The 22,676-nt window shown below is 64.9% G+C and carries 20 protein-coding genes and 1 pseudogene; 9 read left to right on the top strand and 12 right to left on the bottom strand.

The window, feature by feature from the left end; genetic code table 11:
- Positions 1–14 precede the first annotated feature (14 nt).
- Positions 15–1,517, top strand: a complete 1,503-nt coding sequence (gene ppx / locus ABIF91_RS35330) for an exopolyphosphatase (RefSeq protein ID WP_028180506.1) — start codon at positions 15–17, stop codon at positions 1,515–1,517.
- A 58-nt stretch (positions 1,518–1,575) separates the two neighbouring features.
- Here ppx and ABIF91_RS35325 read toward each other — a convergent pair whose 3' ends face one another.
- The 3 genes and pseudogenes from ABIF91_RS35325 to ABIF91_RS35315 form a co-directional block, all read right to left on the bottom strand.
- A complete protein-coding gene (locus ABIF91_RS35325; protein ID WP_424579661.1) occupies positions 1,576–2,946 on the bottom strand; it encodes a sensor histidine kinase in 1,371 nt (456 codons plus the stop codon).
- Positions 2,943–3,610, bottom strand: a pseudogene (locus ABIF91_RS35320) (response regulator transcription factor). The gene ABIF91_RS35325 and the pseudogene ABIF91_RS35320 overlap by 4 nt, the downstream one beginning before the upstream one ends.
- Positions 3,610–3,936: a PepSY domain-containing protein gene (locus tag ABIF91_RS35315; protein WP_284280362.1), complete on the bottom strand. Its 327-nt coding sequence runs from the start codon at positions 3,934–3,936 to the stop codon at positions 3,610–3,612. Before ABIF91_RS35315 ends, ABIF91_RS35320 begins: the two are co-directional and overlap by 1 nt.
- A 133-nt stretch (positions 3,937–4,069) precedes the next feature.
- Between ABIF91_RS35315 and ABIF91_RS35310 the strand changes: the two genes are divergently transcribed.
- The 5 genes from ABIF91_RS35310 to ABIF91_RS35290 all read left to right on the top strand — a co-directional run bounded on the left by ABIF91_RS35310 (position 4,070) and on the right by ABIF91_RS35290 (position 9,893).
- Positions 4,070–4,348, top strand: coding sequence for a PepSY domain-containing protein (locus tag ABIF91_RS35310; protein WP_028180503.1), 279 nt, complete (start codon positions 4,070–4,072; stop codon positions 4,346–4,348).
- 11 nt (positions 4,349–4,359) lie between these two features.
- Positions 4,360–4,923, top strand: a complete 564-nt coding sequence (locus ABIF91_RS35305) for a cytochrome b/b6 domain-containing protein (protein ID WP_028180502.1) — start codon at positions 4,360–4,362, stop codon at positions 4,921–4,923.
- 453 nt (positions 4,924–5,376) lie between these two features.
- On the top strand, positions 5,377–6,510 hold the full coding sequence (locus ABIF91_RS35300) for an efflux RND transporter periplasmic adaptor subunit (RefSeq protein ID WP_035670013.1): 1,134 nt from the start codon (positions 5,377–5,379) through the stop codon (positions 6,508–6,510).
- Positions 6,511–9,585, top strand: coding sequence for an efflux RND transporter permease subunit (locus ABIF91_RS35295; RefSeq protein ID WP_424579660.1), 3,075 nt, complete (start codon positions 6,511–6,513; stop codon positions 9,583–9,585).
- Entirely contained in the window at positions 9,582–9,893 is a 312-nt protein-coding gene (locus tag ABIF91_RS35290) for a DUF3240 family protein (protein WP_028178710.1), read from the top strand. Before ABIF91_RS35295 ends, ABIF91_RS35290 begins: the two co-directional genes overlap by 4 nt.
- 6 nt (positions 9,894–9,899) lie before the next feature.
- On the opposite strand, the gene ABIF91_RS35285 is transcribed toward ABIF91_RS35290, so the two are convergent.
- The 3 genes from ABIF91_RS35285 to ndk form a co-directional block, all read right to left on the bottom strand.
- Positions 9,900–11,831, bottom strand: a complete 1,932-nt coding sequence (locus ABIF91_RS35285; protein ID WP_244430913.1) for a TonB-dependent receptor — start codon at positions 11,829–11,831, stop codon at positions 9,900–9,902.
- Between the two features lie 752 nt (positions 11,832–12,583).
- Positions 12,584–13,444, bottom strand: coding sequence for a TerC family protein (locus ABIF91_RS35280; RefSeq protein WP_028178708.1), 861 nt, complete (start codon positions 13,442–13,444; stop codon positions 12,584–12,586).
- Positions 13,445–13,488: 44 nt separating this feature from the next.
- On the bottom strand, positions 13,489–13,911 hold the full coding sequence (gene ndk, locus ABIF91_RS35275; protein ID WP_035670008.1) for a nucleoside-diphosphate kinase: 423 nt from the start codon (positions 13,909–13,911) through the stop codon (positions 13,489–13,491).
- 312 nt (positions 13,912–14,223) lie between these two features.
- Between ndk and ABIF91_RS35270 the strand changes: the two genes are divergently transcribed.
- The 3 genes from ABIF91_RS35270 (at position 14,224) to ABIF91_RS35260 (ending at position 16,769) form a co-directional block, all read left to right on the top strand.
- Positions 14,224–14,478: a hypothetical protein gene (locus ABIF91_RS35270; protein ID WP_028178706.1), complete on the top strand. Its 255-nt coding sequence runs from the start codon at positions 14,224–14,226 to the stop codon at positions 14,476–14,478.
- 211 nt (positions 14,479–14,689) lie between these two features.
- Complete coding sequence (locus tag ABIF91_RS35265) at positions 14,690–14,863, top strand: hypothetical protein (protein ID WP_162832003.1); 174 nt, start codon at positions 14,690–14,692, stop codon at positions 14,861–14,863.
- A 46-nt stretch (positions 14,864–14,909) separates the two neighbouring features.
- Positions 14,910–16,769 carry an ABC-F family ATP-binding cassette domain-containing protein gene (locus tag ABIF91_RS35260; protein ID WP_028178705.1) on the top strand — a complete coding sequence of 620 codons (1,860 nt, stop codon included), beginning with the start codon at positions 14,910–14,912 and terminating at the stop codon, positions 16,767–16,769.
- A 140-nt stretch (positions 16,770–16,909) separates the two neighbouring features.
- On the opposite strand, the gene ABIF91_RS35255 is transcribed toward ABIF91_RS35260, so the two are convergent.
- From ABIF91_RS35255 to ABIF91_RS35230, 6 genes are all read right to left on the bottom strand, one after another.
- The gene (locus tag ABIF91_RS35255; RefSeq protein ID WP_028178704.1) at positions 16,910–17,875 is read right to left on the bottom strand and encodes a tripartite tricarboxylate transporter substrate-binding protein; all 966 of its coding nucleotides are present in this window, start codon (positions 17,873–17,875) and stop codon (positions 16,910–16,912) included.
- 142 nt (positions 17,876–18,017) lie between these two features.
- Positions 18,018–19,034: a SphA family protein gene (locus ABIF91_RS35250; RefSeq protein WP_028178703.1), complete on the bottom strand. Its 1,017-nt coding sequence runs from the start codon at positions 19,032–19,034 to the stop codon at positions 18,018–18,020.
- 13 nt (positions 19,035–19,047) lie between these two features.
- Positions 19,048–19,989 carry an HlyD family secretion protein gene (locus ABIF91_RS35245; protein WP_424579659.1) on the bottom strand — a complete coding sequence of 314 codons (942 nt, stop codon included), beginning with the start codon at positions 19,987–19,989 and terminating at the stop codon, positions 19,048–19,050.
- Positions 19,986–20,231: a DUF3302 domain-containing protein gene (locus ABIF91_RS35240; RefSeq protein WP_028178701.1), complete on the bottom strand. Its 246-nt coding sequence runs from the start codon at positions 20,229–20,231 to the stop codon at positions 19,986–19,988. The genes ABIF91_RS35245 and ABIF91_RS35240 overlap by 4 nt, the downstream gene beginning before the upstream one ends.
- The gene (locus ABIF91_RS35235) at positions 20,228–21,265 is read right to left on the bottom strand and encodes a DUF1254 domain-containing protein (protein WP_081500836.1); all 1,038 of its coding nucleotides are present in this window, start codon (positions 21,263–21,265) and stop codon (positions 20,228–20,230) included. The genes ABIF91_RS35240 and ABIF91_RS35235 overlap by 4 nt, the downstream gene beginning before the upstream one ends.
- Positions 21,262–22,578, bottom strand: coding sequence for a DUF1254 domain-containing protein (locus ABIF91_RS35230; RefSeq protein WP_424579658.1), 1,317 nt, complete (start codon positions 22,576–22,578; stop codon positions 21,262–21,264). The genes ABIF91_RS35235 and ABIF91_RS35230 overlap by 4 nt, the downstream gene beginning before the upstream one ends.
- Between the last annotated feature and the right edge of the window lie 98 nt (positions 22,579–22,676).

Genomic DNA, 22,676 nt, shown 5'->3' with positions numbered 1-22,676 from the left:
CGGGGATCTGCGACGTGAAGCGGCCGCGCAAGCGCGGCTCGAGCGTCGCGGTTATCGACATCGGCTCCAACTCGGTCCGTCTCGTCGTCTACGAGGGACTGACGCGGAGCCTTATCCCCATCTTCAACGAGAAGACCCTGTGCGGCCTCGGGCGCGAGGTGCAGAGCACGGGTCTGCTCGCGCCCGACGCCGTCGACAAGGCGCTGACCTCGCTCAAGCGCTTCCGCGCATTGTGCCGCGTGATGCAGGTCGGACGCGTGTTCGCGATTGCAACCGCGGCCTGCCGCGACGCCTCCAACGGTCCCGACTTCATCGCCAAGGCCGAGCGCATTTGCGCGGTGAAGATCGAGATCCTGTCGGGTCCGCGCGAGGCTCGGCTGTCGGCGCTCGGCGTGATCTCCGGCATCCACCTTCCCGACGGTATCGTCGGCGACCTCGGCGGCGGCTCGCTCGAGCTGATCGACGTGCGCAGGAACAGCGTGCGCAGCGGCGTGACGCTGCCGCTCGGCGGTCTCGCGCTCCAGGACCTCGCGCACAAATCGCTCAAGCGGACCGATCGCATCGTGCGCGAGGAGCTCGACGAGTTGCCGCAGCTGACCGCGGGCCGCGGTCGCACTTTCTACGCCGTCGGCGGCACCTGGCGCGCGCTCGCGCGCATCCACATCATCCAGAGCGGCTATCCGCTCCAGGTGATGCACGGCTATTCGATTTCGGCCGCCGAGGCGCTCGACTTCTCCCGCCGTCTCCGGCGCCTCGTTGCCGCCGACATGCTCGCCGACATCGAGATCGTCGCCGACGCGCGGCGCCCGCTCCTCACCTATGCGGCGCTGGTGCTCGAGCACATCATCCGCGTTGCAAAGCCGAAGAACATCGTGTTCTCGACCTTCGGTGTGCGCGAGGGCCTCCTGCACGAGAAGCTGCCGGAGGCCGAACGCAACAAGGACGGGCTGATCTGCGCGGCCGAGGAGCTGAACCAGTTGCTGTCACGCTCGGCGAAACACGCCCGCGAGCTGATCGCCTGGACCGACCGCCTCGTCCGCGTCGTGAAGCTGCGCGAGACCGAAGAGGACCGCCGCCTGCGCCGCACCGCGTGCCTGCTGTCCGACATCGGCTGGCGCGTGCATCCCGACCATCGCGGCGAGCAGACGCTCAGCCTCGTCGTCAACGGCAATTTCGGCGCGATCACCCACACCGAGCGCGCCTTCGTCGGCCTGTCCGTGTTCTATCGCTATGCCGGTCTGAGCGAGGAAAACCAGCCGCCGACCATCATGCAGGGGCTGCTGACGCCGGCCCAGCTCGAACGCGCGCGCCTGCTGGGCGCCGCATTCCGCGTCGCCCACCTGATCTCGGCGGCGCGTCCGGGCGTCCTGCCCGCCACGCATTTCCGCAGCGAGGGCCGCAAATTGATGCTGGTGTTCGAGCACCGGCTCGGCGACATCGTCGCCGACCGAGTCGGCAGCCGCTTCCGCCAGCTCGCCCGCCTGATCGGCCGTGCCGGCTCGATCGTGAGGCGCTGACGAACAGAAACAGCGCAACGCTGCCCGGGGTCGTCGGGTCGCGCAACGAGCAGACCAGTCACGCAACGAGGCGGCGGCTGTCCTGCGGCGCGACGATGGCTTTCAGTCCGCCGAGTTCGGAATCGGTGAGAACAAGCTGCCATCCATAGGCGCTGAGCACGTCCTGAACGATCGCGAGGCCGAGGCCGGCACCTTCGCCGCGCTCATCCAGCCTTACACCGCGTTCGAGCACGCGGGCGCGTTCAGCGGACGCGATTCCCGGACCGTCGTCCTCGACCGAGATCGCCGGATTCGCGCAGGCATCGGCGCCAATACGCACCTTGCTCGTGGCGTGACGGGCGGCATTTTCCAGGAGATTGCCGAGCACCTCGGCCAGATCAGTGCGATCGAGCGGCGCGCTCGGCTCGCCAGTTATGAAGGTCCCGAATTCGAGCCGCTGGGCAGCCGGCGTGCGCGCCAGCGTGAGCACCAGGGATTCGACAAGCGGTCTGAGGGGCGTGGAAATACCGCCGCGTTGTCGTGCCGTCCCCCGCGCCCGGGCGCGTGCCAGCTCGCGGTCGACGTGACGGCTCATCGTGTCGCCGACGGCTTCGATTGCCTGGGCGACATCCCGCTCACCTCGCTGACGCAAACGCGCGACATCGGCCGCGAGTGCGGCGAGCGGCGTCTTCAGCCCATGCGCCAGGTCAGCGGCGCGGCTGCGCGAACGCTCGATCTCGCGTTCCTGGGCGTCGATCAGGCTGTTCACCTCTTCCACCAGAGGCTTCACCTCCGCAGGGACGTCGACGGGGAGATGCTTCCGGTGCCCGGAGCGGACGTCCGCGACGCCGCGGCGAAGTGCGTCGAGCGGACGTAAGCCCAGTCCGACCTGGATCGAGGTGGCCGCCGCCAGCACCAGCCCGAGCAGGCCGAGTGCCAGCGCCAGCTCCCTGGCGAATTGCGAGCCGGCGGCCGACACGCGGGCGAGATCTGCCGCCACAACGACGCGCACCGGCGCACGACGGTCGCCGACGGCGAGCAGCACGCGGCGTTCACTGACCAGGAGCCGTGCGTTCGCAGGCCCGGGGATGACGTGACGGTGCAATTCGCTCGGCGACGGCTCGTCCTGCGGCAGATCCAACGCCGTGTCCCACAGCGAACGCGAACGCAGCACCTGACCGGCGTCGTCTGATACCTGCCAGTACAAGCCCGAAAGAGGATCGGCAAAACGCGGATCGGCCGGCGGCCGGCCTACCACCAGCTTGCCCTGCGCATCGGCGTCGATACCCGCAACGAGTTGCTTCAGATAGATGTCGAGGTCGTCGCCGATGGAGCGCATAACGTGGCGTTCGAACAGCAGCGTCAGCCCGGCGCCGGCAATCGTCAGCGCGATCAGGATAGCTACAAGTCCGCCAGCGACCAGTCGCAGCCGCAGCGAGCCCCAGCTCATGGCGGCGTCTCCGGTACCAGATAGCCGAAGCCGCGCCTGGTCTCGATCAGATCGGCACCGAGCTTCTTGCGCACTCGGCCGACCAGCACCTCGAGCGCGTTCGACTCGTGGTCCTCGCCGTGGCCATAGACGTTTTCCTCGAGTTCTTGCTGAGACACCACGCGGCCGCGGTGGCGCAGGAGAAAAGCGATGAGGCGGTATTCCAACGGCGACAACGCGACGGGTACGCCGCGCAGCGTCACCTTCATCTGACGCTCGTCGAGTTCGACGTCGCCGGCGACAATCCGTGGGGATGCATGCCCCGCCGAGCGGCGCACGATCGAGCGCAGCCGCGCCAGCAACTCCTCCATGCGAAACGGCTTGGGAAGGTAGTCGTCGGCGCCCGCGTCGATCCCATCGACGCGCTCGGCCCAGCTGCCGCGCGCCGTCAGGATCAGCACCGGCATCGACCGTCCGTTGGCGCGCCAGCGCTTGAGTACCGCCAGACCGTCCATGCCGGGCAAGCCGAGATCGAGGACGATGGCGCCGTAATCCTCGGTATCACCGCGGAACCAGGCTTCCTCGCCGTTGCGAACGGTCTCGACCACATAGCCGGCCGCGCGCAGCGACTTCTCCACATCGGCCCTGCGATCCGTCGGTCATCCTCTACAAGCAGCAGGCGCATCACTTCTCCTTGATGTGTTCGATCTCGCCGCTGCGCGCGTCCACGTACGCTTCGTAGAGCCGGCCCTTGTCGTCGACGAGGCGAAACTCATAGAGCCAGCGGCCGCGCTCGCGCTCTATTTCGACGCCGGCAACCTCGCCCGGCAGCTTGCCACGGACGGATGCGAGGATGTCGGCGAGTGACTTGATTTCGCCCGCCTCGACCGCGCGGCGCACCGCGTCGGGCGCGCCTTTATCGTGGTCGCTTGCTGCCACAGGCACCGACGCGAGCAAAACTCCCGCCAGCAATGGCACCGCGAGGAATTCCAAAATGCGAGATGGTTGCATCTACGAAGTATGCCGTAATCGACCTGACAGATCGCTGACGTGGATCAACAGGCGGCGGTCAGGGCGCGTCTGCCAATGTCCGCGCATTGCCTCGCCGCATGATGTGGCCGGGCCACACACACCGGAGAGAACCGTGCGCAAGATCACCATCTTCACTGCTGCTGCCGCCGCCCTGCTCGCAGCGGCCGCGACCGCTCATGCCGGCAGCCTCGGGCGTCCCTGCACTGCAGCTCCAGCGAGCCGTTGGCTGCCGCTCGAAGAACTGCAGGCCAAGATCGAAGCCCAAGGCTACAAGGTTCAGAAGGCCAAGCTCAAGAATGCCTGTGGCGAACTCTATACGATCGACAAGTCCGGCAGCCGGGTCGAACTGTTCGTCGATCCGACCAGTGGCCAGATCGTCGGCCAGCTGTAAAGGGCGTCACCATGAGCGCCATCAACGACGGGATCGAGGCCGGCGGCGAGACGCCGCCGGCATCGGTCAGGGTCTGGGACCCCTTCGTGCGCGTGTTCCATTGGTCGCTGGCCGGGCTGTTTCTGCTCGCTTATGCGACGGGTGACGAGATCGAGAACGTCCATATCGCCGCCGGATACACGATTGCCGGATTGCTTGCGCTACGGATCGCGTGGGGCTTCGTGGGACCGCGCAACGCGCGCTTCAGCGACTTCGTGCGCTCGCCGCGCGCGGTGCTCGCCTACATGCGCGACTTGGCGTTGCTCAGGGCGCCACGTTATCTCGGCCACAATCCAGCCGGCGGCACGATGGTCGTGGCGCTGATCGTCATGCTGATCGTCACCTGCTCCACCGGTTACATGATGACGACCGGCACCTTCTGGGGAGCAAAATGGGTCGAGGAGGTGCATGAGGCGTTCGCCAACCTCACGATCGGCCTCGTCGTCGTCCATGCGCTTGGCGTCCTGGTGGCGAGCTTCGAGCACAGCGAGAACCTGGTGAAGGCGATGATCACGGGAAGGAAGCGTCCATCGTAAGCGAGGCCGGGGAGCCCGGTACGAGAGCTTCTCGCTATCTCGACGAATCGGCTCCCGTTCCATCGCAGCGTTCGGCTCTTGCCGCTCCGTCCAGAACTTCAAGGAAGGCCTGATCGCGGGAAGAAGACAGCCGAACGTCGTGAGCGTGGACGGCCAGCACACGCCCATAACGTCCGCTTTTCGAGACATACACCTGGTGCAGGCAACCTGCGGACCTGCAATGAACCGCCCTGTTACGACAATGGAATCGTCGAAATGAAGAGCCTGGAATTGAGCTCCCGGCACGGTCAGATAGAGAGCAAAGCGTCGGGCGGCAGCGATCGGGCCACCGCACGCAATTGGGTATCTCGCTTGAGCCGCTTGAGGCAGATCAACTCACCAACGCGGTGGTGGAGTAAGCCAAACCTACAATCGAACAGCACTTCGCTCGCCGGTGAGCGTGGGACATTCCTCATGCGATTCCGTCACGAAATTCCCCTTCTCGCCTCTTCTCGCGGCGCGCTCGCTCGTACGCTCGCTGCGATTGCATTGAGCTTGCTACCTTCCGTGGCGATGGCGCAGGACAAGCTGAAGCTGAGCGATGCGCAGGCGCGCAATCTCGGCGTGCGTGTGACCCACCCGGTCGCGATCCGGACCGATCTGACGCTGCCCTATCCCGTCAAGATCGTGATTCCCACACAGCAAATGTGGGTCGTCAGCGCGCCGGTGGCGGGCATGGTCGCCACTCTCCTCGTCGGGCGCGGTGACCGCGCCTCGGCCGGCCAGCCGCTTGTCACGCTGGAGAGTCCAAGTTTCGTCTCTCAGCAGCGCGACTACCTGCACGCGATCGCGCAGGAGCATCTCGCCAGCCAGCAGCTCAAGCGAAACATGGATCTGTTCGAGGGCAAGGCGGTGCCCCAGCGCGTGCTTGAGGCCAGCCAGGCCGAAGCGCGCCAGGCCGCCCTCGTGGTCGCCGAGCGGCGCCAGATGCTGCATCTGAGCGGGATGTCCGACGAGGCAATTCTTCGGCTCGGCCAGGAAGCGGCGATCAGCGGCACGCTCACGGTCAATGCGCCGCAAACCGCATCCGTGGTCGAGGTCACGGTGTCGCCGGGGCAGCGACTCGAACAATCCGCTCCGCTCGTCAAGCTGGCGCGGCTCTCACCGCTATGGGCGGAGATCGCGATCCCTGCAGCCAATATTCGAGCAATCCGTACCGGCGCGAAAGTCGAGATCGAGGGCTATTCCATCCCCGGCAAGGTCGTGCTGGTCTCCGAGACCATCGACCCTGCCACCCAGACCATTTTGGTTCGCGCGGAAATCCCCAACGATGGAGAGCTGCATCCCGGTCAGACCTCCGCTGCCCGCATCGGCTTTCTCTCCGCCGGCGAAAGCGCGTGGGAAATTCCCTACAGTGGGCTGGTGCGGCGGGGCGAACGGACCGCGGTGTTCGTTGCCACAGCCGGTGGCTTCCGGCTGGTCCCGGTCAAGCTTGTTGCGGACGACCAGGACCATGTCGTGGTGTCCGGTCCCATCACGGAGCAGGACGAGATCGCGATCGGCGGCATCTCGGCGCTTCGCGGCATTCTCTCCGGCCTGGGGCAATAGATGCCCCGGCGCCTGGTCGCGTTCGCGCTTTCGCAGCGATTGTTCGTTCTGCTGAGTGTGCTGCTGCTGATGGGCGCCGGTGCCGTTCTCCTGCCCGGCCTGCCGATCGACGCGTTTCCCGATGTCTCTCCGGTTCAGGTGAAGATCATCATGAAAGCGCCGGGCCTGACGCCCGAAGAGGTCGAGCAGCGCATCACGGTCCCGGTCGAGCTCGAACTGCTTGGATTGCCGCACAAGAAGGTCCTTCGTTCGACCACGAAATATGCACTGGCCGACATCACGGTCGACTTCGAGGACGGCACCGACATCTACTGGGCGCGCAACCAGGTATCGGAGCGGCTATCGAACATCGCGCGTGATTTCCCCGACGGAGTGAGCGGAGGTCTTGCGCCGATCACGAGCCCCCTCGGCGAGATGTTCATGTTCACGATCGACAGTCCCGAGCTCTCGCTCGCCGAGCGCCGAACTTTGCTGGATTGGGTGATCCGTCCCGCGCTGCGGACGGTCCCCGGCGTTGCGGACGTCAATGCGCTCGGCGGCTATGTCCGGGCCTTCGAAATCGTGCCGCGCAACGATGCACTTGCCGCGCGCGGCATTTCGTACGACGTGTTTCGCCGCGCCATCGAGGCCAACAGCCGTAACGACGGTGCTGGACGGGTGAACCAGGGCGAGGACAGCGCCCTCGTCCGAATTGAAGGCAGCATCCGATCGATCGAAGACATCAAGGCCATCGTCGTCGACACCCGCGAAGGCGTGCCGATCGTGGTCAACGACGTCGCGAGCGTCAAGATCGGGACGCTGACGCGCTATGGGGCAGTCACGTCGGACGGCAACGGCGAGACGGTCGAGGGGCTCGTCCTCGGCTTGCGCGGCGCCAACGCGGGTCAGCTCGTCCGCGACGTGCGTGCCCGGCTCGCTGAGTTGCAACCCTCGCTGCCGAAAAGCGTCTCCATCAACGTGTTCTATGACCGCAGCCACCTCGTCAACCGCGCGGTCGGCACCGTGGTGCGGGCGCTCGGCGAGGCCACTGCCCTCGTCATCGTTCTCCTGCTGCTTTTCCTCGGCAACTGGCGAGCCTCGCTGGTGATCGCTCTCAGCCTGCCGCTGGCCATCGTCATCGCATTGATCGCCATGCGCGTGGTCGGGATGTCGGCCAACCTGATGAGCCTCGGCGGACTTGCGATCGCGATCGGCATGTTGATCGACGCGCTGGTCGTCGTGGTCGAGAACATCGTCGGCAATCTCGGCAAGCACGAACCGGGCAAAGCCGCCTCGGTGATTCACCTGGTGTACCGCTCGGTTTGCGAAGTCCTGGAACCGGTGGCCTCGGGCGTCCTCATCATCATCATCGTGTTCATACCCCTGCTGACGCTGCAGGGATTGGAAGGGAAGCTGTTCATCCCAGTCGCCCTGGCCATCATCTTCGCGCTCACCGGCTCGCTACTGCTGGCGCTCACCGTGGTCCCGGTCATGACCTCCTATGTGCTCAAGTCCGGGGCGCATCGCGATCCCATGCTGGTCCGTGCGGCGCAACGGGTCTACGCGCCTGCTTTGGACTGGGCCCTGAACAACGAGCGCAAGGTGATGGCTGCGGCGCTGATCAGCCTGATCGCTGCGGGATTCGCCTATACGAAACTCGGCAAGACCTTCATGCCGACGATGGACGAAGGCGACGTCATCGTCAGCGTGGAGACGTTGCCCTCGGTCAACCTCGACGAGTCGCTCGCCATGAATGCGCGGCTCCAGAAGGCACTTCTGGCTGTGCCGGACATTGCCGGCATCGTTGCGCGAACCGGGTCGGACGAGCTCGGCCTCGATCCCATGGGCCCCAACCAGACCGACACGTTCCTCGTGCTCAAGCCGGCTGCCGAGAGGCAGACCGACAATCGCGAGGCCCTGCTGCAGAAACTCCGCGAGGTTCTGGCCGGCTTTCCCGGCATCTCGCTCGGCTTCACCCAACCCATCGACATGCGGGTGCAGGAGATGATCAGCGGCGTGCGCGGCGACGTCGCAGTCAAGATCTTCGGTCCCGACATCGCCAGGCTGAACGAAACTGCGGCCAAGCTGTCGGCCATCCTGTCCAGCATCGACGGTGCCGAGGACGTCTACACGACTCTGAACGAAGGCGCTCAATACTACACGGTTGCGGTCAATCGCATGGAAGCCGGCCGCCTCGGCCTGACCGTGGATTCCATCGTCAACTCGCTCCGTACCCAGATCGAGGGCCGAACGATCGGGACCGCGCTCGAGGAGGGCCGTCGCACGCCGATTCTCGTCCGCGGCAGCGAGACGACCAGGGAGGCGCCTACGCTGCTGGCGAGCCTGCCGCTGATGCTCGTCTCCGGACAGCATGTCGCGCTGTCGCAGGTCGCGCGAATCCAGCGCGTGGACGGGCCGGTGAAGATCGACCGCGAAGATGGCGCGCGCATGAGCGTGGTTCGCGCCAACGTCCGCGGCCGCGACATGGTCGGATTCGTCGAAGCGGCCCGCCAGAAGGTTGCGACCGAACTTCCACTTCCGAACGGCTACCGGCTGACCTGGGGCGGGCAGTTCGAGAACCAGCAACGCGCCGCCGCACGCCTGTCCATCGTGGTCCCGGTTGCGATCGGTCTCATCTTCCTGCTGCTCTTCACCACATTCGGCGCCATCCGGCAGGCCTTGCTGGTGCTGGTCAACATTCCCTTCGCCCTGATCGGGGGCGTCTTCGCACTGGTCCTGACCGGTGAGTATCTGTCGGTGCCGGCCTCGGTCGGATTCATCGCGTTGCTCGGCATCGCCGTCCTCAATGGCGTCGTTCTGGTGTCCTACTTCAACCAACTCCGGGCGCATGGCCTGAGCGAGGATCGTATCGTCGTCGAAGGTGCCATGCGCAGGCTTCGGCCGGTGCTGATGACCGCGAGCATCACTGCGCTGGGCTTGATCCCGCTGCTGTTCGCGTCCGGGCCAGGGTCCGAAGTGCAGCGGCCGCTCGCCGTCGTCGTGATCGGAGGGCTGATGTCCTCCACCCTGCTCACCCTGATTCTCCTGCCGATCCTGTATCGCCGCTACGGCGGAACGTCGAAGGTGGCGAAATGAGCGATCGGCCGGTCTGTCTCACGCTGATTGTACCGCGTCAGCTTTGCGACGAAGTATTCGACTTTCTCATCGAACAGACCGACCTCGTTTCGGGATTCACGGCATCGCACGGAGCCGGTCACGGCGCCGAAGTCCGATTGCAGACGGCCGCCGAACGCGTCAAGGGCCACGCCGATCAGACCGCCGTGCAGACGATCCTGGTGGAGAGAGATGCCAGCAGCCTGCTCGACCGGCTGCGGGTCTCGTTTGCCGGAACGAAGCTCGTCTATTGGACGATGCCCGTGACGGAGTTCGGCACGATCGATTGAGCCCCCTCAGAAATCCGTCGACATCGACAAGAGCAGGGTTCGCGGCGCCCCTTGCGCCAGTGCCGAGTAGCTTGCGACGCCGGCCCAGTAATTGGTGTCGAACACGTTCTGGACCAGGGCCCGCAGCGTGACGGGCCGATTGTTGATCCGCGTGGTGTAGCGCGCACCGAGGTCGAGCCTGGTCCAGGCCGGAACGACCTGCGTGTTTGCACCATTCAGATATTGGTGCCCGGTATAGATGGCGTTTGCGACCAGCGTCAGTCCGGGTGCGAACGGGGTGTCCCATTCAGCGGACAGATTGGCCTGCACCTCGGGCACTCCGATCGGCGTCTTGCCGAGATTGGCAAGCGTGCTCGTCTTCGTCAGAACGGCGTCGATCAGCGTCACGCCGCCAAGGACGCGAATGCCCGGCTGCACTTCTCCGAACACGGTGAGTTCCACGCCGCGATTGCGCTGTTCCTGATCGGCCCGGTAGACGTTGTCGGCTCCCAGCTGGCCCGACGGCTTGGTGATCTCGAACAGGCTGATCGTGGTGGCGAGCATGCCGAAATCGACCTTGATGCCCGCTTCCTTCTGCTTGCTGAGATACGGCGCAAGAACCTCGCCTTGATTGCTCGCCGTCGTCGGAGCGACGTCGCCTTTGCTGAGCCCTTCGATGTAATTGGCGTACAGCGAAACGTTACTCAAGGGCTTGACCACGAGGCCGACCATCGGCGTGTATGCCGTCTGATCGTAGGCGGAGGTCACGGCTCCCGTGGTGGTGTTGTAGTTGTTCGACTTGACGCCCTGTTGCCTGACGCCGAGCGTCAGCTGAAGGCGCTCCTGGAAAACCGACATGGTGTCGGCCAGCGCGAGACCGGTCAGCTCGGTGTCCGACAGCTTCGGCACGGTCGCGGGAGCCGGAACGAGCTGCTGGGGACGAGCGATCGGCGCATAGATGTTGGATAGCACCGGCGTGCCGTTCACCGAGCCGCGCGAAACCTCGTCCATGTAATAGCTGCCCTGGAAGGTCACGGCGTGACTGATCGCAGCGGTGTCGAACCGGGCGCGAAGGCCGGCGTCGGCCACGTTCCTGTCGATGTCGAATTTGAACCGTCCCGGCGTCGACGTGGTGTCACCGGCCGCGTTCAGGATCGTCGGCGTGCCGAACAGACGATCGACCTGGGTCCTGCCACCGCCGGCATCAGCGAACACCGTCACGCTCTCAGTGACATCGTATTCGGCGCGCGCCAGCAGCGAGTTGTCGTGAACCTTGGCCCATTCCCAGGACTGCGTGACATTGCGCCGCCCGACCGGCGCCGTCGGGACGGCGACGCCCGTTGCGACCAGAAACGGCCTCGTGGGCGCGTCGAACTTTTCTTCCTGATCGATGAAGTCGAGCGAGGCTCTGAATTTCTCGCCGCGATAGTCGAACGCCGCGGAGCCGACATGCGCCTCCCGGGTCTGGTTGTCCAGCGGCGTATCGCCATTGTGATAGCTGCCGTTGACGCGAATGCCGAATTCGCGGTTCTCGCCGAACCGTCGGCTCACGTCGACATGGGTGCCGAGCTGGGTGCTCGTCGCATAGTCGGTCGTGACCCGCGTGAGGTCGACGTCACCGGCGCGCTTCGGAACGATGTTGATGGTGCCGCCGACGCTGCTGTTTGGCGCCATGCCGTAAAGCAGCGCAGTCGGGCCCTTGATGATCTCGATGCGCTCGACGTAGTCGGTGAACACACGGTAGTTCGGCGCAACGCCATAGACGCCGTTGAAGGCAATCTCTCCGACATTCCCCTCGCCGATCGGAAAGCCGCGGATGAAGAAGGAGTCGAGGATGCCGCCGGCCTGGCCGGTGAAACGGACCGACGGATCGTTGCTGACGACGTCGGCGACGGTGACGGCCTGTTGATCTTCGATCTTCTTCGCGGTGTAGCTCGTGATATTGAACGGCGTATCCATGAAATCCTTGTTGCCGAGCAGGCCGACCTGGCCTCCACGTGCCACCTGCCCGCCTGCGTAGGTCGGCGGCAGTGCACCGGGCCTCGCAGCCGTCGGAGTCGCTTCCGCCGGCAACTTGGCCCGATCATTCGCAGGCGCGCCGCGGCCCGCCCTCCTGACGGGATTGGCCCGTGGACGCACGCGCGGCTTCGGCGCGTCCGCGGTGACGGTCACCGCCGGCAACGTGCTTCCCCCCGCCGCCTCGGGCGCGGCGCTCTGCGCGCTGGTGCCGTGCAGGACGCCGTCGCTGCACAAGGCAATGGAGACCACGGAAACCGCGAAGGCTCTCGGGCTGGCGCACGTTAGAAGCGTCTTGATGCGAGCGGCAACAACGGCAACTGGACGACAAAGCACTTTCGACGGCATCGCACCTTCCGATTTCATGAACATGAACGTCGGGGCGAGGTGCCGTGGGAACCTTCATCGAGTCAACGAAAGTACCCTTGAATCTCAGTAGTTTATAATGAGACAAGATCTAAATCGCGTGAGGGTTGCGCAGGACGCCTCTCCACGCAACGTCCGCGCGCACGACGCGAGCTCCCGCGAAGCGCGATGCACGCCGGTCATACGAGCGCAACGATGGAGGGATTCGGGCGCCTGCGCCGAACCTGTGGCCGGTGATCGCTCGCGTCCTGCCGACGCGGCACGCGTCTCGGTGATGTGGTCGCCTCTCATCGCTGGAGAGGACGCCCGCGCCGATCAGAGCCGCAGCGTCACTCCGCCGAGGCCTTGGCGTGGCGCTCGGAGGATTCGAGCGCTGCCTGGGTCAGGCTGCGTCGGCGCCAGATGTAGCCGACCACCAGCACGACCACGACGCCGAGCACGGCACAGAGATATTCGCCGCCTGCCCCGCCATGTCCGAACTGCGGCGGGATGCGCAGCGCGCCGAGCATGCTGTCCAGCGAGGTGCCCAGCGGGCCGTCGAGCAGCGTGTGCAGCTTCGGCGCGACGCCCGGGTCAGTCGCGATCACCTCGCCCGCGACCCAGCCGAGCAGCGCAGCGCCAGCCCAGACCAGGACCGGCAGCTTTGCGAGCAGCGCCATGATCAGCGCGGCGCCGGCGACGATCAGCGGCACGCTGATAGCGAGGCCGAGGATCAGGAGCGGCACGCTGCCATTGGCAGCGGCGGCGACCGCAATGACGTTGTCGAGACTCATGACGATGTCGGCGACCACGACGATCTGGATGGCGTGCCACAGATGCGAGGCGGACTCGACGTCGTCCTCGTCATCGTTTTCCGGTACCAGCAGCTTGGCCGCGATCACGATCAGCGCGAGACCGCCGATGAGCTTGAGGTACGGCAGCCCCATCAGGGTGGCGACGATGCCGGTGAAGATGATTCGCAGCATCACCGCCGCGCCGGCGCCGAAGATCATGCCCCAGAGCCGGTGGCGCGGCGAGAGGCCGCGGCAGGCGAGCGCAATCACCAGCGCGTTGTCGCCGGAGAGCAGGATGTTGATCCAGATGATCTTGCCGACCGTAATCCAGAAGGTCGGTTCGGCCATCTCGTTGCGGAACTGGGTGAAGAATGCCCCGATCGTAGCGGGATCGAAGATCTGCCAGAGCCAGTCCACAATCAGTCCTTTCGCCCGTCGTCCCTAACCTGTCGGCCGATGGATCAGCCGACGATCTCGTTGCCCGAGAAGAACTGCGCGATCTCGATCGCGGCCGTCTCCGGCGCGTCCGAACCGTGCACCGAGTTCTCGCCGATCGACTTTGCGTAGAGCTTGCGGACGGTGCCCTCGGCGGCCTTGGCCGGATCGGTCGCGCCCATCACCTCGCGGTACTTGGCGATCGCGCCCTCGCCTTCCAGAACCTGAACCACCACCGGGCCGGAGGTCATGAACGCGACGAGCTCGCCGAAGAACGGGCGCGCCTTGTGGACGGCATAGAAGGTCTCGGCCTGCTCCTTGGTCATGCGGATGCGCTTCTGCGCGACGATACGCAGGCCCGCCTTCTCGATCACGGCGTTGACCGCACCGGTCAGGTTACGCTCGGTCGCGTCGGGCTTGATGATCGAGAAAGTGCGTTCGATGGCCATAATGTTGTCCTTGGGAAGAAGAAAGCGGCGGTTCGGAGTTGCGGGGCTTATATCGGCGCCTTTGCCGGACGGCAAGCGACCCGCCGAAACGGCCCGCACAGGCGCTTGCCGCGGGGCGGCTGCCAATTCCAGCATGGATGACAACGATTTCACCCAGATGAACCCAATCTGAAACCGCCGTCAGGGATCGGTTCAGCTTCACCGGCGTAAGGTCGGACCCATCGAAACCGAAGCCTGATCACCAGGCGGATCGTTTCGGCGGCCTTTCCATCGGCGCGATAGCCCCGCGCCGGCAGTCTTTAGGAGATCACCATGTGGAGGAAACTTTCGCTTGCCGCCGTCGCCGCGGTCGCGCTGGGAGCCGCGCTGGCACCGACCTCGGCCTCCGCGCACTGGCACGGCGGCCGGGGCTGGCACGGCGGCGGCTGGCACCACGGCCACGGCTGGGGCGGACCGCGCTTCTACGCCGGCGGCCCCGTCTCCTACGGTTATGGCGGCTGCTATGTGCGCCGGCTGGTCCCGACCCCCTGGGGACCCCGCTGGCGGCTGATCAACCGCTGCTACTGAGCCCGTCAGCACCTTCCCGAGGGTACCCCAAGCCCCCCAGGTACCTTCCAGGAGAAGCCCCGGCGCCCCCTCGCCGGGGCTTTGCCTTGAGCGGATATGCCGTGGTTCATACAATTTTTACGAGAATGCCCGACATGGCCCGCCGCCGGCGAAACTATTTGGGCGGCAATGACTTGGTCCGTGTCCTTACTTTGAGAGCACGGAACTCGCGATGGCTGGCCTCCTTGCCAATGACAGCGAACAGATCGACCGCCGCACCAGCCGCTCGATTTGCGATGCCGTGGGCGAGCGGCTGCAGCAGAGCCTTCGCCCCGAGCCTCGCCTCCCGACCCATATCGAGCAGCTCCTCAACGAATTGAGGCAGCGCGAGCGGGAGACGCACTGACGGAAAAACGAGTTGCGTTCGACGCGCCTTGCGGTGACAAGGCCGCATGCTGTCCATCACCGACCTCTCCATCCGCCTCGCCGGACGCCTTTTGATCGACCAGAGTTCCGTGCAGATCACGCCCGGATCACGCGTCGGCCTGGTCGGGCGCAACGGCACCGGCAAGTCGACGCTGTTCAAGGTGATCCGCGGCGAGCTCGCGGCCGAGCACGGCTCGGTGACCCTGCCGCCGCGCTGGCGCATCGGCAGCCTCGCGCAGGAAGCGCCGAACGGCCCCGAAAGCCTGATCACGGTCGTGCTCAAGGCCGATCTCGAACGCGACGCGCTGCTCGCCGAAGCCGAGAGCGCGACCGATCCGCACCGCATCGCCGAGATCCAGACCCGGCTTGTCGACATCGACGCGCATTCGGCGCCGAGCCGCGCCGCCGCGATCCTCTCCGGCCTCGGCTTCTCGGCTGCCGACCAGCTGCGCCCCTGCGCGGAATTCTCCGGCGGCTGGCGCATGCGCGTCGCGCTCGCCGCCACGCTGTTCGCGGCCCCCGACCTTCTGCTGCTCGACGAGCCCACCAACTATCTCGACCTCGAAGGCACGCTGTGGCTGGAGGACCATCTCGCGCATTATCCGCGCACGGTGATCGTGATCAGTCACGACCGCGACCTCCTGGAAAGCTCGGTCGACCAGATCCTGCATCTGGAGCGCGGCAAGCTCTCGCTCTACAAGGGCACCTATTCCTCCTTCGAGGAGCAGCGCGCCGCGCGCGAGCTGCTCGACGCGAAGGCGGTCAGGCGCCAGGAGGCCGAGCGTGCGCGCCTGCAGGCCTTCGTCGATCGCTTCAAGGCGAAGGCCTCCAAGGCGCGCCAGGCGCAATCGCGCGTCAAGATGCTGGAGCGGCTGAAGCCGATCACGGCGCTGGTCACCGAGGATGTGCGCGAGATCAGCTTTCCGGCGCCGGAGAAAATCCTGTCGCCGCCGATCATCGCGGTCGACAACGCCTCGGTCGGTTACGATCCGGCGAGCCCGGTGCTGAACCGCGTCACCCTGCGCATCGACAATGACGACCGTATCGCGCTTCTCGGCGCCAACGGCAACGGCAAGTCGACGCTGGTCAAACTGCTCGCCGGACGACTCGCGCCGTTCTCCGGCAGAGTAACTCGCGCCGACAAGCTGTCGATCGCCTATTTCGCGCAGCACCAGCTCGACGAGCTCAACGAGGACGCCTCCGCCTACGACCATGTCCGCAAGCTGATGGGCGATGCGCCGGAGGCGAAAGTGCGCGCCCGCGCCGGCGCGATGGGCTTCTCCGGCAAGGCCGCCGACACCAAGGCCGGCAAATTGTCGGGCGGCGAGAAGGCGCGGCTCTTGCTGGGTCTTGCGACCTTCTTCGGCCCCAACATGATCATCCTGGACGAGCCGACCAACCATCTCGACATCGACAGCCGCGCCGCGCTGGCGGAAGCCATCAACGAATTCCCCGGCGCCGTCATCATGGTCTCGCACGACCGCTACCTGATCGAGGCCTGCGCCGATCGGCTCTGGATCGTCGCCGATCGCACCGTGACCAACTACGACGGCGACCTCGACGAATACCGCCGCCTGGTGCTGTCGGCACGCAACGCGGAAGCCCCGCGCGAGCGCAACGGCGCAAGCGAGAAGCCGCAGCGCGTGAGGTCGGACAATCGCGGCTCGCTGAAGAAGCGCATCGCGGAAGCCGAGGCCGAGATCGCCCGCGTCAGCGAGATCATCGCCAAGATCGACACCGCGCTCGCACTGCCCGACATCTTTGCGCGCGACCCCAAGCAGGCCGCGCAATTGTCGAAGGCCCGCGCCAATGCCGCCGACGCGCTGGCGCGCGCGGAGGAGCAGTGGCTAGAGGCGAGCTCGCAGTACGATGAGGCGGCGGGGTAACGCCTTGACCCACGAGGCCGCGCCATCAAAAACGTGCGAAACAACCCCATGCACAGTACCGGCATTATAACACCGGCAAGCTAGCCCTTGATTCGACTGCGCTTTACACGCTCAGATTGGCCCCCGCGCACTGTAATAGCTCAATCCGCGTACTGCCCGGCTGCCTTGATGATCGGCGCCCAGCGGTCGATCTCACTCGTCAGCATCGCGCCCAGCGCCTCGGGCGTCGCCTTGTCCTGCGGGACCGGCTCGGTGTTGATGTCGTTGAACCGGGCGATCAGCACCGGATCCTTGAGTGCGGTCTGGAGCGCCGCCGTCAGCTTCTGAACGACCGCCGGCGACGTGCCCTTTGGCGCATAGATGCCGTGCCAGACGCCGAGCTCGAAGCCTTTGAGGCCGGCCTCGTCGGCCGTCGGCAGATCTGGCAGGCTCTTCAGCCGCTCCTTGGTGGTGATCGCATAGGCCTTGACCTGCTTGGCCGTGATCGGACCGGTGGTGTTCGTCGCCTGGTCGCAGGTGAGATCGATCTGCTTGCCGAGCAGATCGTTCATGATCGGGCCGTTGCCCTTGTAGGGCACCGTGGTGAGCTGCTTCTGGATCGCCGTCATGAACAGCATGCCGCAGAGATGCGATGCCGCTCCAAGGCCGGCATTGGCGTAGGTCAGCTTGTCGCCCTGCTGCTGGGCGTAGGCGACCAGTTCCTTGAGCGTGTTGGCCGGGAAATCCGGACGCGCGATGATGGTCATCGGCGCGTTGGTCACGAGCCCGATCGGCGCAAAGGCCGTCTTCGTGTCATAGCTCAAATTGCGGTACAGCGTAGCGGCAGTCGAGATGCCGACATGATGGATCAGCAGCGTGTAACCGTCCGGCTGAGCGCGCGCCGCGCGGGTCGTGCCGATGGTCCCGCCGGCGCCGGTCGCGTTCTCGACGATGACCTGCTGTCCCAGGGACTTCGCCATGCCCGCCGCGGTCAGGCGTGCGATGGTGTCGGTCGGCCCGCCGGCGGCGAACGGCACCAGCATGGTGATGGGCCTCGTCGGATAGTCCTGGGCGACGGCCGCGCCGAGCGGCAGAAGCAGAGCCGCCACGAAGGCAGTGAACCGCATGGTTTCCTCCGGATTGTTGTTGGCCCCATCAAAGCGCATTCCGGGGCGCATGGCCACTACGAAAGCAGGCTCTGTCAATGCCGCCGGGACGCACGGCCGTGGCGCCAGAGCGGAACCATCGGCGTTGCAAGCAGGATGACAATTAATGCTTCCGCACCGCTGGCTTTGATGATGCATGTTCAGGTGGCGCCGCCGAAACCGCGAACGTCACCCAGGTGCTCCACGTGCTCGCGCGGTTTTCGACTTCCAGATCCTTGTAGCCCCTCAGATTGAGATAGCCCTGGTACCCGTCGGACATGGGAATGATGAACCCGATCTGAGGTCCGATGCCGATCGCGCGTCCCCTGAAACCTCCGAGCTTCGCGCCCGGACCGGAATCGTCGGTGATCTGCTGGTAGAAGTAGCCGGCCACGCCGATCTGGAAATTCTTGCTCAGGAATTGTGACGCCGCCCAGTCCACATGGAAGTCGATGCCGTTCTGGTATTGCAGATACGGATTTGGCAGGCTGTAGGTCAGCCCGCCGACGATCGAGAATTCATGCCCGGTCTTCGGGTCGAAGTAGGTGTAGCCGGCACCTGCATCCCAAGCGACAAAGCCAAGGTTCAGGTTGGCGAGACGATTCGGATCATAGGTCCCGCTGGGGATATTGCCGGTGATGTAGACCATCTCATTGTGGACACCCTGATTCCACTTGAGCGTGCCTTGATAGAATACATCGGAAACCGTAGTCCGATTGTCGGTTCTGACCCCTGAAATGGCATTTCCGGCAGGGCCAGTCAGCGTGGCGTCGATGCCGAGACCGACATTGCCCGGCGCCGTGAGGATTGAAACCGCAGCCTGGCCCCCCAACACAGGGAGAGGCGACGTGTAAGTGATGCCCAGTGCGAGAGCATCGCCATGCGCGTTCAGGCCTGTGACAACCGAGCCGCTGGCTCCGCCGCTGGTGACGAAATTCTTGGTGGCTCCCGCATCAGCCTGCAGGTGCAGATAGATCGAAGCATAGGCCCAGCCGGGCACAGTCGGCGCGGCGGCAAGACTGCCGAAAATGCCGGGCAGCCAGAACCCGACACCGCCGGCGTCGGCCCAGGCTTGGGAAGGAAGCGAAGTCATCACGCATCCAAGTGTCGCAACAGCCGCGAGTGATGCCTTGGTTCTCATGGCGCCCTCCCCTTCAGAACGGAACGACGTAGTTGAGGATCGCGATCTGCCGCAGCAGCACTTTGCGGATGACATGACTGACGACGACGCGATCCGTGAAGATGGCAGCCGTTCCAGTCGCGCCGGCCGGCAAAGTTTTCGCGGCCTCGCCGTCATCGAGCGTCACTCGCACGACGAACGGCACGGTCTCGATCGCTTTGGGCATGACGGCCTGCCCCGAGACCTGGATCTGCCCGGTCGCGACCGCCTGCAGGATGCTCTCGACCTTGCCGGTGAGAATCCTTCCGGGAGCAAACTTGAAGGCGATTTCGACGTTCTGACCGGGGACGACATATCGGGCATCGATTTGATTGATCTCGATTGCGACGTCGGTCTCCGAGGTATCGATGAACGCCATCGCCGGCGAAGCCGACAGGTTTCCGACGCGCGCGCCCTTCCGAAGTGCAACGTTGGTCGCGTAGCCGGCAGCGGGTGCCCGCACGACGGTCTTATCCAGATTCCATCGCGCGTTCTGCAGTTGGGCCTTCAACTGGTCGACCTCCGACTGCCGCTGCTCGACATCGAAACCGCGGCCGGCATCCCGTTCGTACAGCGACGTCATCTGGGTCAGGCGCGTGCTCGAAAGCTTGAGTTGAGCTTCGATCGCCTTCACCTGGGCGTCGTAGGGCGTGGGGTCGATCCGGAAGAGGACGTCGCCCTGCTTCAAAGGCGCGTTCGGCCGGACAGGCACGTCGACGACCTCGCCGGCGACGTCCGGAACGATCGAGACGGCGTTCCGATAGACCAAAGCCTTACCCTGAGGCGCGCCCCATCCCATCGGGATGAACAGTCCGATGTTCAGAAGAAGCAGCACGATCAGAGGCGAGGCCTTCCAGAACGCGTTGAAGCGGATCGCGCCAACCCAGACCAGCGTGAACAGCAGCGCCAGATAGAGCGCCATGAGGGCGATCATCATGGCCGGGGCTCCGCTGTCCGCTTCGCCGGGACGTCGACGTAGGCCCAGATCATTGCGACCGGCCACAGCACGAAGCCGAAGATCAGCGTGATCCAGCCGGCGACCCCGACCGCTTCGGCCCAGGGGTGTCCACGCCGCCGCGCCACGTGGCCCGGCATCGAGCCCATCAGCCAGATGACGAGGACGATCACGGCCAGGACGATGGCCAGAACTATCCAGGCGAAGAGATCGAGACCGCTCATCGGGTCGCCGGCTCCGCTTGCGGGAATTTCCATTTGCCGTCGAGTATCTCGGCCCTTGGCCGATACAGGCGCACCATGTAATTCCAGCCCTTCATGATGGGCAGGCAGTTCGGCAGCCCGCCGCCGCAGCCGCCGAAGTGGATCGTCACCGAACCGTCCTGAGCCTTTTTCGCCGTGATGTTGTTCAGCGTGTAGCTGTCGAATGGATTCTTCTGGTAGTAGCCTTCGGCGTTGTACAGGCTGATCGACCAGAAACCATCAACGGGAACATCCGCAACCATCAGCTTGTATTCGGTCGTCCCGTCGTTCTGGTCAGGGACGACGTTGAGGTAGATCGCATCGCGGGGCGCGTTCGCGCCCCAGGCGGATGCGGCCCCGATCAGGTATTGGACCGGATCGACCTCGTCCTTGGTGCCGAAGGCGCGCCGCGTGTCTGTGACAGTGCTCGCCAGGACGAGCAGGGCCTCGCGGACCTTCTTTTGGCTCGCCTTGTCCCAATCCGGAATCTCGAATTTCCCCGGCCCTCCTGGCTGCGACACTTTGATCGCGTCCTGCAGGGCGTGGACCCGTTTAACGTCCTCCGGATCGTTCGGGTCGACTAGGGTCCGAACGCCGGCCAGCGCGTATCGCGTGCCGATCTTGGCCTTGTCGAGCGTGTGCGGTCCCGCCCCGTACTCGGTCGTCGTGTACTGGTCCTCGGTAATGATCTGGAACGACATGAAGCGTTGCCCCGCATTGGGCAGCGTGACCGTCGCTGGCCCGGCATCGAGGTCAAAGACGCGCGTCGAGTAGAGCGTGTCGCGATTGCCGCGGATGACGGTCTGATGGTCTATGGGCAGCAATTGTCGGACGTGATGCCATTCGCCGAAGCCCCCAGCCTTCACGGAATTGCCGAAATAGAGATCGGTCTCGGCCCGCACGAAGTTGTCGACCGTAACAGGAATCGTTCTTTGTGCGAGTGCCGGCGCTGAAATCATCCACGCGAGCAAGAGAGCGGCGGCCGCTTCTTTCACCCTGAAGGTCACGTTCGTCATTGCGCCACGATCCTCTCGATGTCCGGCAGGCGCCAGCTCTTCTCGAAAAGAGCTTTCTGCGGGCCATAGAAGCGGAAGATGATTTCCCATCCTCCACCGGCTTTGGTCGGAACCCAGTTGGACTCCTTGCCGCCGGGAGCGTTCGGGCCGAAGAAGATGTCGGCGGAGCCGTCGGGGTTGGTCTGCAGCCCTGGCGTGTTCGAGCCCCGGCTCGACCACTTCGTATCCCTGATGAGGCCATGCGTCTCGCGATCGTAGACTGTGCCGGACCAGTAGAGAGAAACCGGCGCGTTGGCCGGCACCCTCAGACGGTAGGTGCTTCCCCCGTCGAGCGTCTTGCCGTCCTTGTCCCGGATCGTGACGAGATAGAACTGGCCGGTGCCCAGGTGCTTCACGCTCGAGAATGCGAACGAGTAGAACGCGCCGCGGTCGTCGACCGGGTAGACGTTTGGCTTGGCGAAGAGATTGGCCAGCCCTTCGGTGACGTCGTGCGCAACCGGCAGCGCCCATTGTCCGCCTTCATAGAAGGGCGGCTTGAAGAGACTTTCATACCGGAGATCAAGCCACTCGCGAGCGTCTCGTGCCGCCTCCTCAAGCATCTTCTGCGCTTGAGGACCGGGATCGAACGGTTTGCCCTTCTCGATGCCGATCGACTTGATCTGATCGATCATGGCCTTGTCGCGTTCGAGCCACGGCTCCCGCTGGATGAAGCGGTCGAGCGACTGGAAAAAGCGTATGTCGTAGGGGATCGTGCTGTCGTACGTGACGTCGACCACGTCGATGAAGGCCGTCGACGGCGGAGCGGCCGCCTGGGACAGCGGGTAGAGTTTGATCTGTTTTGCGTAGGCGACCGCCTTTGCGACGTCGGCCTCGCTGCCGCTGCCGACGTTGGAGCGCAGCAGCGCGTAACCCATGTCCGTGTCGGATGCGAGCGGGATGTAGCCGTCAGGGGTCTTCTCGGCGTAGCCTGGCGGAAGGATCAGGTACTTTCCGCCCTTGCCCTTGTCCGCTCCCGCCGGTCCCACGTCATCAAGCGCAGCTTGCCAGGCGTCCATGATCGTTCCGGTGATTTCGCCTCCGCTCGCCGGCGGGATCACTAGCACCATCGGACCTGTACTCTTCGTGTTGAAGAACGGCATCAGGTAGATCGTGCTGGGATTGGGCGTGAGTGTCTGGTTCTTCCAATCGGGAATTCGCGACCAGAATACGATCTGGTTTTCCCTGGCTCCGGCCTTCAACGCCGCTTGCAGCATCAGGTCGAAGTTGACGGCGGGCATGCCCCAGATCACGGCCTCGACGGCGCGGCTGCGCACGCGGCTGTCATCGATAGACGGCGCTTGCGCGAAGGCGACGCCGGAAAGGCAGAATAGTGCGAACGCGACGGCCAGTCTTTCTTTCACCCAAGCCTCCC

Origin of the sequence: Bradyrhizobium sp. USDA 241, assembly GCF_049739505.1 — a bacterium.
Lineage (GTDB): Bacteria > Pseudomonadota > Alphaproteobacteria > Rhizobiales > Xanthobacteraceae > Bradyrhizobium > Bradyrhizobium liaoningense.
Note: the sequence above shows the minus strand (reverse complement) of the source record. Positions and strands in the feature narration are given on the sequence as shown.

What these genes read in the sequence shown, in the direction of transcription:
- ABIF91_RS35325 (WP_424579661.1), bottom strand. Translation starts at nt 2,946, where the DNA reads ATGAGCTGGGGCTCGCTGCGGCTGCGACTGGTCGCTGGCGGACTTGTA.
- ABIF91_RS35315 (WP_284280362.1), bottom strand. Translation starts at nt 3,936, where the DNA reads ATGCAACCATCTCGCATTTTGGAATTCCTCGCGGTGCCATTGCTGGCG.
- ABIF91_RS35305 (WP_028180502.1), top strand. Translation starts at nt 4,360, where the DNA reads ATGAGCGCCATCAACGACGGGATCGAGGCCGGCGGCGAGACGCCGCCG.
- ABIF91_RS35300 (WP_035670013.1), top strand. Translation starts at nt 5,377, where the DNA reads ATGCGATTCCGTCACGAAATTCCCCTTCTCGCCTCTTCTCGCGGCGCG.
- ABIF91_RS35295 (WP_424579660.1), top strand. Translation starts at nt 6,511, where the DNA reads ATGCCCCGGCGCCTGGTCGCGTTCGCGCTTTCGCAGCGATTGTTCGTT.
- ABIF91_RS35290 (WP_028178710.1), top strand. Translation starts at nt 9,582, where the DNA reads ATGAGCGATCGGCCGGTCTGTCTCACGCTGATTGTACCGCGTCAGCTT.
- ABIF91_RS35285 (WP_244430913.1), bottom strand. Translation starts at nt 11,831, where the DNA reads ATGGATACGCCGTTCAATATCACGAGCTACACCGCGAAGAAGATCGAA.
- ndk (WP_035670008.1), bottom strand. Translation starts at nt 13,911, where the DNA reads ATGGCCATCGAACGCACTTTCTCGATCATCAAGCCCGACGCGACCGAG.
- ABIF91_RS35270 (WP_028178706.1), top strand. Translation starts at nt 14,224, where the DNA reads ATGTGGAGGAAACTTTCGCTTGCCGCCGTCGCCGCGGTCGCGCTGGGA.
- ABIF91_RS35265 (WP_162832003.1), top strand. Translation starts at nt 14,690, where the DNA reads ATGGCTGGCCTCCTTGCCAATGACAGCGAACAGATCGACCGCCGCACC.
- ABIF91_RS35260 (WP_028178705.1), top strand. Translation starts at nt 14,910, where the DNA reads ATGCTGTCCATCACCGACCTCTCCATCCGCCTCGCCGGACGCCTTTTG.
- ABIF91_RS35255 (WP_028178704.1), bottom strand. Translation starts at nt 17,875, where the DNA reads ATGCGGTTCACTGCCTTCGTGGCGGCTCTGCTTCTGCCGCTCGGCGCG.
- ABIF91_RS35250 (WP_028178703.1), bottom strand. Translation starts at nt 19,034, where the DNA reads ATGAGAACCAAGGCATCACTCGCGGCTGTTGCGACACTTGGATGCGTG.
- ABIF91_RS35245 (WP_424579659.1), bottom strand. Translation starts at nt 19,989, where the DNA reads ATGATGATCGCCCTCATGGCGCTCTATCTGGCGCTGCTGTTCACGCTG.
- ABIF91_RS35240 (WP_028178701.1), bottom strand. Translation starts at nt 20,231, where the DNA reads ATGAGCGGTCTCGATCTCTTCGCCTGGATAGTTCTGGCCATCGTCCTG.
- ABIF91_RS35235 (WP_081500836.1), bottom strand. Translation starts at nt 21,265, where the DNA reads ATGACGAACGTGACCTTCAGGGTGAAAGAAGCGGCCGCCGCTCTCTTG.